Annotated in this window: 13 protein-coding genes; 6 read left to right on the top strand and 7 right to left on the bottom strand. The window is 70.1% G+C overall.

Annotated features, from left to right (window positions below; genetic code table 11):
* Positions 1-21: 21 nt before the first annotated feature.
* Complete coding sequence (locus CLU87_RS22015) at positions 22-1,980, top strand: sigma-54-dependent Fis family transcriptional regulator (RefSeq protein WP_099731813.1); 1,959 nt, start codon at positions 22-24, stop codon at positions 1,978-1,980.
* 122 nt (positions 1,981-2,102) lie between these two features.
* On the opposite strand, the gene CLU87_RS22020 is transcribed toward CLU87_RS22015, so the two are convergent.
* Positions 2,103-3,491, bottom strand: coding sequence for an ATP-binding protein (locus CLU87_RS22020; protein ID WP_099731814.1), 1,389 nt, complete (start codon positions 3,489-3,491; stop codon positions 2,103-2,105).
* Complete coding sequence (ompR, locus tag CLU87_RS22025) at positions 3,488-4,252, bottom strand: two-component system response regulator OmpR (protein WP_099732310.1); 765 nt, start codon at positions 4,250-4,252, stop codon at positions 3,488-3,490. Before ompR ends, CLU87_RS22020 begins: the two co-directional genes overlap by 4 nt.
* Before the next feature lie 257 nt (positions 4,253-4,509).
* On the opposite strand from ompR, the gene CLU87_RS22030 reads away from it, so the two are divergent.
* Both CLU87_RS22030 and CLU87_RS22035 read left to right on the top strand, forming a co-directional pair.
* The gene (locus CLU87_RS22030) at positions 4,510-5,082 is read left to right on the top strand and encodes a hypothetical protein (RefSeq protein ID WP_099731815.1); all 573 of its coding nucleotides are present in this window, start codon (positions 4,510-4,512) and stop codon (positions 5,080-5,082) included.
* A 37-nt stretch (positions 5,083-5,119) separates the two neighbouring features.
* A complete protein-coding gene (locus CLU87_RS22035; protein WP_099731816.1) occupies positions 5,120-6,100 on the top strand; it encodes an alpha/beta hydrolase in 981 nt (326 codons plus the stop codon).
* 6 nt (positions 6,101-6,106) lie between these two features.
* Here CLU87_RS22035 and CLU87_RS22040 read toward each other — a convergent pair whose 3' ends face one another.
* Both CLU87_RS22040 and CLU87_RS22045 read right to left on the bottom strand, forming a co-directional pair.
* Entirely contained in the window at positions 6,107-6,808 is a 702-nt protein-coding gene (locus tag CLU87_RS22040; protein ID WP_099731817.1) for an aspartate/glutamate racemase family protein, read from the bottom strand.
* Positions 6,809-6,885: 77 nt separating this feature from the next.
* Positions 6,886-7,812, bottom strand: a complete 927-nt coding sequence (locus CLU87_RS22045; protein ID WP_099731818.1) for a LysR family transcriptional regulator — start codon at positions 7,810-7,812, stop codon at positions 6,886-6,888.
* Positions 7,813-7,953: 141 nt separating this feature from the next.
* Here CLU87_RS22045 and CLU87_RS22050 point away from each other — a divergent pair, with 141 nt between their 5' ends.
* Positions 7,954-8,751 carry an SDR family oxidoreductase gene (locus CLU87_RS22050; RefSeq protein ID WP_099731819.1) on the top strand — a complete coding sequence of 266 codons (798 nt, stop codon included), beginning with the start codon at positions 7,954-7,956 and terminating at the stop codon, positions 8,749-8,751.
* A 178-nt stretch (positions 8,752-8,929) separates the two neighbouring features.
* Here the strand turns inward: CLU87_RS22050 and CLU87_RS22055 are convergent, their stop codons facing one another.
* Positions 8,930-9,913, bottom strand: coding sequence for a LysR family transcriptional regulator (locus tag CLU87_RS22055; protein ID WP_099731820.1), 984 nt, complete (start codon positions 9,911-9,913; stop codon positions 8,930-8,932).
* A gap of 157 nt (positions 9,914-10,070) precedes the next feature.
* On the opposite strand from CLU87_RS22055, the gene CLU87_RS22060 reads away from it, so the two are divergent.
* Positions 10,071-11,012 carry an oxidoreductase gene (locus tag CLU87_RS22060; protein WP_233193838.1) on the top strand — a complete coding sequence of 314 codons (942 nt, stop codon included), beginning with the start codon at positions 10,071-10,073 and terminating at the stop codon, positions 11,010-11,012.
* 99 nt (positions 11,013-11,111) lie between these two features.
* Here CLU87_RS22060 and CLU87_RS22065 read toward each other — a convergent pair whose 3' ends face one another.
* Both CLU87_RS22065 and CLU87_RS22070 read right to left on the bottom strand, forming a co-directional pair.
* Complete coding sequence (locus tag CLU87_RS22065; RefSeq protein WP_099731821.1) at positions 11,112-11,648, bottom strand: hypothetical protein; 537 nt, start codon at positions 11,646-11,648, stop codon at positions 11,112-11,114.
* A gap of 50 nt (positions 11,649-11,698) precedes the next feature.
* Complete coding sequence (locus CLU87_RS22070; protein WP_099731822.1) at positions 11,699-12,427, bottom strand: NIPSNAP family protein; 729 nt, start codon at positions 12,425-12,427, stop codon at positions 11,699-11,701.
* A 136-nt stretch (positions 12,428-12,563) separates the two neighbouring features.
* On the opposite strand from CLU87_RS22070, the gene CLU87_RS22075 reads away from it, so the two are divergent.
* The gene (locus CLU87_RS22075; protein WP_099731823.1) at positions 12,564-13,550 is read left to right on the top strand and encodes a YafY family protein; all 987 of its coding nucleotides are present in this window, start codon (positions 12,564-12,566) and stop codon (positions 13,548-13,550) included.
* The last annotated feature ends 77 nt before the right edge of the window (positions 13,551-13,627 follow it).

Raw genomic sequence — 13,627 nt, forward strand, 5'->3', positions numbered from 1 at the left:
GAGCCTGCACGGAGACAAAGCGTGCGCCCCAACACTTCTCCCGTCGCCCTGCGACAGGCTCGCCAGCACCTGCTGGACTCTGGCCAGTGCCCCAGCGGCCTGGTGGACGAGCGCCTGGCGCGCTCCTGGTCGCGCAGCATGGCGGCCGGCCTGCTGCCCACCGGGCGGCCGCAGGCCATCGACCACCCCAGCAGCGGCACGCTGCGCCAGGTGCTGGCCAGCAACCCTGAGCTGCTTGCGCATTCGCGGCCGGTGATGGAATACCTGTTCGAGCAAGTGCGCCACAGCCAGAGCGTGGTGGTGCTGGCCGACCGGCGCGGCATGCTCATGCACACGCTGGGCGATCCGTACTTTGTGGACAAGGCCGAGCGCGTGGCGCTGACCAGCGGTGCCTCCTGGCACGAGGCCCACCGGGGCACCAATGCCATCGGCACGGCGCTGGCCGAGGCCTGCGCGGTGGAGGTGCACGGCGGCGAGCATTTTCTGGAGCGCAACAACTTTCTCACCTGCGCGGCTTCGCCCATCCTGTCGGCCACGGGCGAGTTGCTGGGCATCCTCGACATCTCGGGCGACTACCGCCACGGCCACGCCCACACGCTGGGCCTTGTGAGCACGGCCGCCCGCATGATCGAAAACCGCCTGCTGGCGGCCACCTGCAAACGCAACATCCGGCTGCACCTGCACAGCGCGCCCGAGGGCATTGGCAGCGTGGCCGAGGGCATCGTGGCCGTGTCGGCCGACGGCTGGATCGTGGGTGCCAACCGCGTGGCCCTGGCGCAGCTGGGCCTGCATGCGGGGGACGTGGGCGCCACCTTGCTGGAGCGGGTGCTGGATGTGCGGCTCGATGACCTGCTCTCGCACCACAAGCGCCGCCCCCAGCAGCCGCAGGCCTTGCGCACACTGCAAGGCGCCTTGCTGTTTGCCCAGGTGCAGATGGACGCCGCCTGGGTCGCCACCCCCACACGGCCCACCGCTACGGCTGCCGCAGTGTCCCAGCAAGACGCCCTGGCCCAGCTGGACACCGGCGACGCGCGCTGGCGCGCCGCCGCCGACAAGGCCCGCCGCGTGGTGGGCAAACCGATTGCGGTGCTGGTGCAGGGCGAGTCGGGCGTGGGCAAGGAGGTGTTTGCGCGCGCGCTGCACGCCAGCGGCCCGCGCCGCGATGCGCCGTTTGTGGCCATCAACTGCGCAGCCATCCCCGAGCACCTGATCGAATCAGAACTCTTCGGCCATGTGGCCGGTGCCTTCACCGGCGCGCGCAAGGAGGGCCACCTGGGCCGCCTGCGCGAGGCCCATGGCGGCACGCTGTTTCTCGACGAAATCGGCGACATGCCGCTGGCCCTGCAGACCCGTCTGCTGCGTGTGCTGCAAGAGCGCAGCGTGACGCCCGTGGGCGCCAGCAAGGCCGTGCCGGTGGACTTTGCACTGGTCTGCGCCACGCACAACCAGCTCATGCAGGCGGCGGAGCAAGGGCGCTTTCGGCAAGATCTGTACTACCGCATCAACGGCCTCACGGTGCAGCTGCCCGCACTGCGCGAGCGCAGCGACTTTGTGGCGCTGCTGCAGCGCCTGCTGGCCGACCTGGCGACGGAACAGGGTCTGGGTTTTGAAGTGCAGGTGGCGCCCGACCTGCTGGCCCGCCTGGCCGCCTACCCCTGGCCCGGCAACCTGCGCCAGCTGGCCAACGTGCTGCGCACCGCCTGCGCCATGCTGGCCGAGGGTGAAGACACCCTGGGCTGGGAGCACATGCCCGACGACCTGGTGCAGGCGCTGACGGCGGTGCCCGCCAGCCCGCGCAGCGATGCCGCAGCGGGCGCCGTTGTGGACGGCCTGCCAGCCAGCCTGAGCCTGCAGCAGCTGTCCCAGGCCGCCATCGACCAGGCGCTGCAGGCTGCGCGCGGCAACATGTCGCAGGCCGCGCGCCAGCTGGGCATCAGCCGCCAGACGCTGTACCGCAAGCTGAAGATGCCGGTGGCCTGAGGGCCTGCCAGGTTCATTGATTTGCTATTGATTTGACAGCTGCTGTCGCATATTCCACTAGCGCTCGCGGCACTTTTGGCTGAATTTCAGGGTGCAGCGTGCCCTGGGCGCGCCCGGCGGCCTCAGGCCTGTCCGCCGAGAGGTAGCACCAGTCGCGCCCGCAGGCCCGCGCCCGCCGCGCTGCGCAGCTCCAGCCGCCCGCCGTGGCTGCGCGCCACGCGCTCCACAATGGCCAGGCCCAGCCCCGCGCCCGGTGCGCCCGAACGTGCCGCTCCATCGCCGCGCGCAAAGGGCTGGCGAATGCGGTCCAGCTCTGCCGGGGCGATGCCGGGGCCCTGGTCCTGCACCTCCAGCCACACGCCGTCGGCATCCGCCCCCGTGCGCAGCAGCACCGGCGGCGTGCCGTGGCGCCAGGCGTTTTCCACCAGGTTGTCCAGCGCGCGGCGCAGGGCCTGGGGGCGCACCGGCACGTCGGGCAGCGTGCCCAGCGCCAGCCGCACGGTGCGCCCATGGTCGGCCTGCGCCTCGGCCACGGCCTGGGCCAGGTCGTTGAGCGATGCGGGGGTGGGCGCCTCGGCCTCGCCTGCGTTGGAACCGACCCGCGCAAACTGCAGGAACTGGCCCACGATGCCGTCCATCTCGTCAATGCTGCGCGCCATGCTCGCGGCCAGGGGGGCATCCACCTGTGCACCGGCAATCTCCACGCCCAGGCGCAGCTTGGTCAGCGGGGTGCGCAGGTCGTGCGACACCCCGGCCAGCATCAGCGCGCGTTCCTGCTCGGCAGCGGCCAGGCTGTGCGCCATGTGATTGAAGCTGCGGCCCACGGTGGCGATTTCTTCGGGTCCGTCTTCGGGCAGCGGCGCAGGGGGCCGGCCCTGCGCCAGCTGCCGGGCCGCCGCCACCACCTGTGCCAGCGGGCGGTTGATGTGCCGCTGCAGCCACCAGGCCCCCAGCAGCGCCAGCAGCATGCTGGCCAGCGTGGCGGCCAGCCAGGCGCCGGTGAACTCGCGCGTGGGGAACACGCTGGGCAGGTTCAGCCAATAGGTCTCCGCCCCCTGCGGCCCCTGGTGCACCACACGCAGCGCCAGCACGCCGGTGCTGTCGCGGCGCCATACGGGTTGCGATGTGCTTGTTGTCGCATCGTCCGCCCCCAGGCGGCGCGACACCGCCTGCACAAACTGCCGCTCCATGGGCGACAGCAGTGCACGCCGCGCAGCGTTCTCCGCTGCCACCGGCGGGGCCGACCGCACAGCCTGCTGGTTGAAGGCCTCGACAAAGGCGGCCCGCTGTGCCGGGGGCAGTGCCTGCAGCCCTGCGCGCAGCGCGCCCACATTGCGCGCCACGCCATCGGCCACCTGTGCCACGCGGGGCTGAAAGATCATCTGCCGCACCAGCACGGCCGCCACCAGCTGACCCAGCACGATGAGCACCGCCATCAGCAGCAGGTTGCGCCCGAGCAGGCTGCGCGGCCACCAGCCTCCGGCGGCCTGGGGTGTGGCGGAGGGGGTCATGCCCTGCCTCCGCCGCCCGGCGCTGCGCCATCGGGCACAAACACATAGCCCACGCCCCACACGGTGCGGATGTGGCGCGGCTGGGCAGGGTCGGCCTCGATGAGTTTGCGCAGGCGCATCACCTGCACATCGATGCTGCGGTCGGTGGCGGTGTGGTCGGGGCCATAGGCCAGTGCGATGAGCCGGTCGCGGCCCAGAGGCCGGTGCGGTTGCTGTACCAGCGCCTGCAGCAGCGCGAATTCGCCCGTGGTCAGGGGCACGTCTTGCGCACCTTGGCCGCCCTCGCCACCGTTGCGCTCCAGCCGGCGCTCGTCCAGCCATAGCGTGAACGCGCCAAACGCAATGCGTCCGCCCGTCTGGCGCGGCCCGGTGTGCGCACCCAGCAGGCGCTGGCGGCGCACCATGGCCTGGATGCGGGCCAGCAGCTCGCGCGGGTTGAAGGGTTTGGGCAGGTAGTCGTCGGCGCCCATCTCCAGGCCCACGATGCGGTCCACGGGGTCGCCCCTGGCCGTGAGCATCAGGATGGGAATGGTCTCGCCCTGCGCGCGCAGGCGGCGGCAGATCGACAGGCCATCCTCGCCCGGCATCATCACGTCGAGCACCAGCACATCAAAGCGCTCGCGCTGCAGCAGCACATCGAGCGGGCCCGCGCCATCGACCGTGCGTACGCTGTAGCCCTGGTCGCTCAGGTAGCGCTGCAGCAGCGCACGCAGGTCGGGTTCGTCGTCGGCGACCAGGATCTTGGCCAGGGCTTCCGTCATGGGGCGGTGTGTGGGTGTGGCAGCGGGTGGGTGCAGCCAAGGCTGCGTGCCAATGGTAGGGCCGAAAACACCGGGTGCCAGCGCGGGCAGGTGCTCCGGTGCATGACAACGCATGACACGCGACGGTGGTTTGTCATGCTTTGTCATACATCGTGCAGCGGGCGCCACAACTGGCTCATACCTGGCGGCCATAGTTCAGGCCAGCGCAGCACCCCGCTGCTTCGTACCCCCTGTTCTGTTGCAAGGAGCCCACCGCCATGTTCCCTTCCGTCCCGACACCGACCGCCCCTGTTGCCACTTACCGGGCCATGCTGCTGGCCGCCTTGGCCGTGGCGGCACTGTTGCTTCTGGCAGCGAACGATGCCAACGCACGCAGCCGCCACACGGTGGAGCACAACGCCGACGGCAGCACCACCGCCCGCACCGGCGTGGTCCGCGCAGCGCCGGGCGGTGGGGGCGTGCTGCGCGGCCGCAGCGTGTCCACCGACGGCCAGGGCCACGGCAGTGTGCGCAGCGGCGCTGCCGTGGTGGGCCCCAACGGCGCCATGGCTGTGCGCCAGGGCCAGAGCGCAAGGAATGCCGATGGCACGGCCAGCCACAGCAGCACCTTGGCCGCACAGGGCGACCGGGGCACGCTGCAGAGCACGGGCGCCGCTACGCGCAGCGCCGACGGCAGCGTGACCCAGGGCCGCACCACCACGGCCACCAGCGCAGCCACTGGCAACAGCGTGCAGACCAGCAGCTCGTACACCGCGGACACCGGCCGCACCCGCAGCGCCAGCTGCTTTGACGCCAGCGGCGCCCCGATGACCTGCCCTGCGCGGCCCTGATTTTTCATCTCTACTTCATTGAGCCAGGAGATCCCGCATGTCCCGTCCTTCCACCCCACTCTTCGAGTTCGCCTCACTGCGCACAGGCCTCGGCGCAGCGCTGTGCGCGCTGGCCGCCGTGTTGACCCCACCCGCCCACGCCCAGCTGCGGGGGCTGGGGCCTTTCGCGCAGGTGCGCGACACCGCTGCGGCCTTGCCCGTCGGTGTGCAGCGCGTGGCCGATGTGCCCTATGGTGCGGACCCGCTGCAGCGCATGGATGTCTACCTGCCCGCTGCTGGCGACGCCGCCAGCAGTGCTGCGGTGGCCAGTGGTACGCGCGCGCCGGTGATCTTCATGGTGCATGGCGGCGCCTGGCGCACGGGCGACAAGGCCATGTCCCGCGTGGTGCAGGAGAAGGTGGCGCGCTGGGTGCCCAAGGGCTTTGTGTTCATCTCGGTGAACTACCGCCTGTACCCCACCGTGAACGTGCTGCAGGAGGCGCAGGACGTGGCCATGGCGCTGGCCGCCGCGCAAAGCCGCGCCGCCAGCTGGGGCGCCGATGCATCGCGGTTCATCCTGATGGGGCACTCAGCGGGCGCGCACCTGGTGTCGCTCATCAATGCATCACCCACCCTGGCCCAGCGCGAGGGGGCCTGGCCCTGGCTGGGCACCGTGTCGCTGGACAGCGCGGCGCTCAATGTGCCCGTGGTGATGACCGCGCCGCACTACCCGTTTTATGACGAGGTGATGGGCGCCAACCCGTTGTTCTGGGCCGCAGTGTCGCCGTACCACGCGCTGTCGGGGCCGGTGCCGCCGTTCCAGTTGGTCTGTTCCATCGAGCGCCCCGATCACCCCTGCCTGCAGGCCCAGGGCATGGCCCGCCGCGTGCGCGACCTGGGGGGCCGTGCCGAGGTGCTGCCGCAGGAGCTGACCCACGGCGAGATCAACGCGCAGCTGGGCCTGGAGAGCGCCTACACGCGGGCCGTGGAGACCTTCATGGCCTCGCTGGATGCGGTGGTGGCGCAGCGGCTCAAGTAGTTGCGTTCAGTCCGCTTGCACGGCCCGCCGCAGCGCGGCACGGGCCAGCAGGCGGGTGGAGTCCAGCGTGGGCAGCGGGGAGTTGGCGTCGCTCAGGATCAGCGGGATCTCGGTGCAGCCCAGCACCACGGCATCGCAGCCGTCCTCGCGCTGCATGCGGGCGATGATCTGCTGGAACATGGCCACGCCCTCGGGGCGAATGACGCCGGGCACGAGCTCGTCCATGATGATGCGGTTGATCTCGCTGCGCTCGGCCTCCGTGGGGCGCACCCATTGCAGGCCCCGGCCCTGCAGCGCGTCGGGGTACACGTTGCTGTCCACCAGCCAGCGCGTGCCGGTGAGTGCCAGGCGCCGGTGGCCGCGCACTGCCGCCTCGGCCGCCACCACTTCGGCAATGTGCAGCCAGGGCAGCGGCGAATGGGGCAGCACCCGGTCCATCGCCTGGTGGATGGTGTTGTCGGGGCAGATCAGAAAATCTGCGCCTGCACGCGCCAGCTTGTGGGCGGAGGCCAGCATCAGGTCGGCCACGCCTTGCAGGTCATGCCGGTCCAGGCAGTCCACATAGTCGGCCAGCGACGGCGTGTGCAGCGTCACCTCGGGGTGCGCATGCGGGCGGCCCAGCAATGCGGCGCCTTCGGCGCACAGGGTGCGGTAACACAGGGCGGCACCTTCGGCGGAGCAGCCCACGATGCCGATGTGTTGGGGCATGACGGTGGTCCAGAGCGGTTGCAAAGGCCCATTATTGCCACCGCGCTGCCGCGGCCTGGCACCACACGCTGTGTCTGTCAGTCTCCACGCACCCTTTGCGCAAATCCGCGCGTGCTGAACTGCTCCAGCACAAAGTCCACAAACACCCGGGTGCGGGCGGGCAGCAGCTTCTTGCTGGGGTAGTACAGCGAGGTCGGCCCTGCATCGGCCCACCAGCCGGGCACCACCCGCACCAGGTCGCCCCGCGCCAGCCAGGGCTGCGCAAACGGCATGGGCAGCACGGCCAGGCCCAGGCCCATCAGCGCGGCCTGGCACATGGCCTCGGGGTCGTCGAACACGACGCGCGGGCGCAGCTCCACGGGGGCGGCATCGCCCGCCTTGTTGCGCAGCGTGGTGAGGTTGATGCGCCCGGTGCGGATATTGCGCCGTGCAATGCCGTCCCACTGCGCCAGGTCCGCCGGGTGGCGTGGTGCCCGCTTGCGGCCCTGCAGCAGTGCAGGCGCGGCCACAACCACCAGGTGGATGGGGCCCAGTGTGCGTGCCACCATGTCGGGGTTCAGGTTCAGGCCGCCGCCGATGCCGGCGTCAAAGCCCTCGCCGATCAAGTCCACCTGCCGGTTTTCAAAGCGCCAGTCGGGCTGGATAGCCGGGTAGCGCTGCAAGAACTCGGTGAGCAGCGGCACCAGGTACGCGCGGCCAAAGGCCTGGCCCATGCTGACCTTGAGCGTGCCCGCAGGCTGCTGCTCGGCCTCGGCCGCGTGGTCCACCGCATCGGCCAGGGCGGTGAGTGGCGGGCCCACTTGCGCCAGCAGGCGCTGCCCGCCCTCGGTCAGCGTGAGGCTGCGCGTGCTGCGCTGGAACAGCCGCACGCCCAGGCTGGCCTCCAGCCTCGCCACGTTCTTGCTCACGGCGGCGGGCGTCAGGCCCATGAGCCGTGCGGCGGCCGAAAAGCTGCCCGCTTGGGCGGACTGCACAAACGATTCGAGGTGGCTGAGGGGTTGCATGCGGTGTATTTTCAACCAAGGGTTGAAAGACATACAGCCCATTCATGGCTACCGGAGCATGAGTGTTTTTCTGACACTGCAGGTCTTCCCGGTTCGGTTGCGAACTATTTTCTGCATGCATCTTGTTGGAGAAACAACACCATGTCTTCCGTGTCTGAAACATCCCAGGTCTCCGCCCCTTCATCGCCTGGTCGCCCGCTGGCGGGCAAGGTCGCGCTCGTCACCGGCGGCGCGCGCGGCATTGGCGCGGCCATCGTGCGGCGCCTGGCGCGCGACGGGGCGGCCGTGGCCTTCACCTACAGCAGCTCCGCAGCGCCTGCGCAGGCGCTGGTGGCGGACATTGCTGCGAGCGGCGGCAAGGCCCTGGCCCTGCAGGCCGACAGCGCCGATGCCGTCGCCCTCACGCAGGCGGTGGACCGCGCCGCGCGCGAGCTGGGCCGCCTGGACATCCTCGTCAACAACGCGGGCGTCGCCATCGCGGGTGAAATCGGCAGCTTTGCGCTGGCCGACTTTGACCACACGCTTAACGTCAACGTGCGCGCTGTGTTCGTAGCCACCCAGGCCGCCGTGCGCCACATGGGACAAGGCGGTGCCTATGGCCGCGTGATCACCATCGGCAGCACCAACTCCGACCGCGTGCCATGGGCCGGATTCAGCGTGTACGGCATGAGCAAGGCCGCCATCGTGGGCCTGACCAAGGGCCTGGCGCGCGACCTGGGCCCGCGTGGCATCACGGTGAACAACGTGCAGCCCGGCCCCGTGAACACCGACATGAACCCCGCTGACGGCCCCATGGCGGGCGACATGCACGGCCTGATGGCCCTGAGCCGCCATGCCCACCCCGATGAGATCGCGGGCATGGTGGCTTATCTGGCCGGGCCGGAATCGGGCATGGTGACGGGGGCGAGCTTGCTGATCGACGGTGGGTTTGCGGCTTGAGAAGGTGTGAACGCACCCATCATGCCCGCTCATCCCGCCAAAACACACCCGCTCGTCGTTGCAAATGCTCGCCATAGCCCGCGCCATGGCTGTGCTTTGCGCCTAGACCGGCCGTGCTTTAGCGGCCTGCTCGGACACGCCGGATCCGTTCACACCTTCTGAGCTGTCAGCACGGCGCTCACTGCGTGGGCTTTCGCGCCCGGGGCGTTTTCTGCACCGCAGGGCCGTGGGTCGCCAGCTCTTTGGGCGTGAGCAGATAGGCGGGGTTGTTGGCCACCGTCTCCACCGCCAGGTCGATGAAGGCCCGCACGCGCGCTGGCAGCGCCGTGCGGCTGCCGTAGTACACGTAGAGCGCCAGGTGCTGCGCCACATGCTGGGGCAGCAGCGGCACCAGCTGGCCGCTGCGCACCAGCGGCGCGGCCGTCACGCCCACCAACTGGCCCACCGCGTGGCCGCCCAGCACCGCACGGGCCTCCACCTCGATGTCGTTGGTGCAGAAGGTGGGGTGGATGGTGCGCGCCACGATGTCGTCGGCCACCTGGAATTCCCAGGGCATGGGCTTCCCGGTCGATGCATGGCGAAAGCCGCTGCAGCGGTGCTGCGCCAGGTCGTCGATGCTGGCCGGCGCACCGTGGCGTGCGATGTAGGCGGGCGCGGCGCACACGATGAGCTGCAGCGTGAGCAGCCGCCGCGCCACCACGCCACCCTCGGGCGGGTAGCCCGAGCGGAAGCCGACATCCACGCGGTCTTCCACCCAGTTGCCGATGCGGTCGTCGAGCTGCACATCGGGCTCCACCAGCGGGTGGCGGCGGCAGAACTCGTGCAGCACCGGCCAGATCACCTCCAGCAGGATGGAGCGTGGCGCCACGATGCGCAGCGGCCCCGCCATTGCCTCACGCCCGCGCCGCGCGCCCTGCACCGCGTGCTGCAGCGTGGCCAGGCCCGGCTGTGCCGACGCCAGGAACTGGCGCCCTTCTTCGGTCAGGCTCAGGCTGCGCGTGGTGCGGTGGAACAGTCGCACGCCCAGGTGCGATTCGAGCTGCACCAGCAGCTGGCTGGACGCCTGTGGCGTGATGCCCTGCGCGGCCGCCGCCTGGCGCAGGCTGCCCAGCTCGGCGGCCTTGACGAAGTTGGCGATGGCGCGCAGTTCATTGATGGCCATGGTGGACAGGCATTGTGCGGGGTGGGTGTGTGGTGGATTGGCAAGCGTTGCTTGTGAATGAATCCAGAGATTATGGGCTAGTTGCATGGCAATGGCTTGCCTAAAGTCCACCGTCATGGGCACCGCCCATTGCTCAACACCACCTCAAGGACCAACCATGAACGCCGCACACACCACCCCCACCACAGCCACGACCACCACAGCCACGACCACCACAGCCACGACCACCACCCGTTCTTCCTACCCCCGCGTCTGGCTGATCACCGGCGCCTCGCGTGGCATCGGCGCGCGCATTGCCGAGGCCGCGCTGGCCCAGGGCGATGCCGTCATCGCCACGTCGCGCGATGCCGCATCGGTCGAAAAGCGCTTGGGCGCACACGATGCCCTGCTGCCCCTGGCGCTGGACGTGACCGACGAGGCCCTGGCCCGCCATGCTGTGGGCGCGGCGCTCGACCGCTTCGGCCGCATCGACGTGCTGGTCAACAACGCAGGCTACGGCCTGCTCGGCGCGGTGGAAGAGGCCACAGCCGACGAGGTGCGGCGCCTGTACGACACCAACGTGTTCGGCCTGCTGCATGTGACTCGCGCCGCGCTGCCCGCCATGCGCGCGCGCCGCGCCGGGCATGTGGTCAACATCTCGTCGCTGGGCGGTGTGCAGTCGGCCGCCGGGTTTGGTCTGTACTGCTCCACCAAGTTTGCGGTCGAGGGCATCACCGAGGCGCTGCATGCCGAGCTGGCGCCGCTGGGCATCCACGCCACGGTGGTGGAGCCGGGGTACTTCCGCACCGAGTTTCTGGACAGCGCCTCGCTGGCCGTGTCGCCCCGGGTGCTGGACGACTACGCCGAGAGCGCCGGTGCCGTGCGCGAGGCCGCCCGCCGCATCAACCTGAACCAGCCCGGCGACCCGGTGCGCCTGGCCCAGGCCGTGATGCAGCTGGTGGCCAGCCCCACGCCGCCGCTGCGCCTGCCGCTGGGCACGGACACGCTGCAGACCATTGCCGACAAACATGCCTTTGTGGCAAAAGAGACGGCGCAGTGGCGTGCGGTGGCGGTGTCCACAGACTTCCCGGTGCAGGAAGCTGCGCTTCAGGCGGCGTGAGTCCCTGCTCCTGTTGGGGTAGCTGGCAGCACCCTGCCGTCAGGCGGCAGGGGCTGTTGGGCCTCCCATTTTTGGGTCGGTGCTGGGGGCTGACCACGCTCACACAGGCCGTGCAAACTCCATCACCCAGTTCACCTCCCAGGTCGCGCCGCCATCGTCCGAAAACGCCTGCTGCCAGCGCGGGGCGCCGGTGTGCATCTGCGACCACTCGAAGCGCACGCGCACCGGGCGGCCCTCGAACAGCTCCTCGCCTTCAAACAGGCCCACACCGCCCTGGAAGCCACCCACCACGGGCGGCAGCAGCAGGCCGTTGGCCGGGTCCAGGCCGCCCGTGAGGTTGTCCAGCCAGTAGATGCTCCAGCGCTGCGTCACGGGGTTGAACACACGCAGTGCCATGCCCACGTAGCCGGGCTTCCATGCCAGCGGCGTGAAGTCGTCGAAGTTGCCGATGCCACCGGGCAATGGATGTGCGGTGCCCGTGGCGTCGAACACCTCCCAGTCGTGGCAGCCCGCGAGCCGGTGCACCAGCCGCGTGTTGCGAATGCGCCAGGGGCCCATGAGAAAGTCGAAGTCGCGCGCGGCACTGGGCGCGATGGTGGGCGACGGGATGGGAGTGAGGCGGGCTGGGGTGGACATGGTGGGGCTCCGTGGTGGTCGATGCGTCAGGGGGAGAGGTGTGCGGTGCGTCACGCATGCAGCGCCGAACGCGCGGTGGGCTGCAGGCGGAGCACCTCGGGCTCTGCCGCCAGCCAGGGCGCAAGACCGGGCGCCACGTCACGCGCCCAGGCCCCGCTGTCGGTAAACGATGTCAGCGCAGCCTCGTCGCCAAACAGGGCCAGGCCCACCAGCACGGGTTCGCCTTCGCGCACCGGCAGGCGGGCAAACGTGTTGGGGCTGGGCTCGGTGCAGAACCAGGCGAGCTGGCGCGCGCCGCCGCGCTGCAGGGTGGGCGTCATGCGGTGGCGGCAGAAGTCCAGCAGTGGTGGTGTGGCGGGCTCACGCAACGGCACCACGGTGACCTGCAGGACGCCAGCGGTGGCACCCTGCGCGCCCGGCTGCGGCCTTGCATGGTGCGGCAGGGCCGCCGTGGCGCCGGGCCAGGCGGGGCAGAGCAGGTGCACGTTGTCCGAATCGATCATGGTTGCATTGGCGGCGTGGCGGTGTGCCGCCCACACGGGGCCGCCATAGAAGCCCTCCAGCGCGCGGTGGCGCACCTGCATGTCGGCAAAGCTGCGCAGCCAGACGAACCGGTCGGGCCGGTCCAGGTCGCGGAACTGGCCCAGCACGCGCATGCCGACCGCCTCCTGGGTTTCCACAAACTCCCGGTCGAACAGGTCGATGAGCACCTCGCGCTGCTGGGGGTGCAAGGTGTACTGGCGCAGTTCAACGATGGCGTGGGGATCGGTGGTGGGCATGGGGGCTCCTGAAAAGGTAGGGGGGGCAACAAGGCAAAGACAGGCCTGCAGTGTGCGCACCGATACCTGCCAACCCATGGCAGGTATTTGCGCTATCTTTGGTGTTCTGTCTTTTTCACCACCCCTGCCAAAACCCATGCGCGCCAGCCGTTTGTTGTCCCTCCAGATGCTGCTGGAAACGCGCGGCCGCATGAGCGCGCAGGCGCTGGCCGAGGCGCTGGAGGTGTCGGTGCGCACGCTGTACCGCGATGTGGACCAGCTCAGCGCTGCGGGTGTGCCCATCTATGCCGAGCGGGGGCGCCACGGTGGCTTTGCGCTGCTGCCGGGCTGGAAGACCACACTCACAGGCCTCACGCCGTCGGAGGCGCAGGCCGTTTTCTTGAGCGGCCTGCCCGGCCCTGCGCAGGACCTGGGCCTGGGCGGCGATGTGGCGGGGGCGCGCCTGAAGCTGCTGGCCGCACTGCCCGCCGCCTGGCGCGACGACGCGCAGCGCGTGAGCACGCGCCTGCACCTGGACCCGGTGGACTGGTACCGCGAGAGCGACCCCACGCCGTATTTGCCCACGGTGGCAGCCGCCGTGTGGAGCGGCCACCAGATCACTCTGCGCTACGAGGGCTGGGCGCGCACGGCAGAGCGCACGGTGAGCCCGCTGGGCCTGGTGCTGAAAGCGGGTGTGTGGTACCTGGTGGCCTTGCCCACGGGAGCCGACACGCGCGGGCCCCGCACCTACCGGGTGTCGAACATTCACGCGGCCACAGCGCTGGACCAACCAGTCAGGCGCCCCGCACGCTTTGACCTGCCGGGCTACTGGGCCGCGTCGATCCGGCGTTTTGAGTCAGGCCTGTACACGGGCGAGGCTGCACTGCTGGCCACGCCCGAAGGGTTGCGCGGTCTGCGAGCGCTCAGCAGCGCCGTGGCGCGTGCGGTGGCCGCCGCTCCTCCGTCCCGTCGCAAGGACGGCCGCATGGCCGTGACGATCCCCATCGAGTCGGTGGAGCATGCCTGCGGGCAGCTGATGCGGTTGTCGCCGCAGGTGGAAGTGCTGCGGCCCCTGGCATTGCGCCGCGCGCTGGTGGCGCGGGTGCAGGCCACGGCGCGGCTGTATGGGCTGGTGGCCGGATGAGGCACGGGCGATATTTGCTGCAAATTAAATAGCAGCAAGGGCATTATTTGTGGGCGCTATCGGCCCATAGGATCATC

The organism is Acidovorax sp. 59, assembly GCF_002754175.1.
Lineage (GTDB): Bacteria > Pseudomonadota > Gammaproteobacteria > Burkholderiales > Burkholderiaceae_C > Acidovorax > Acidovorax delafieldii.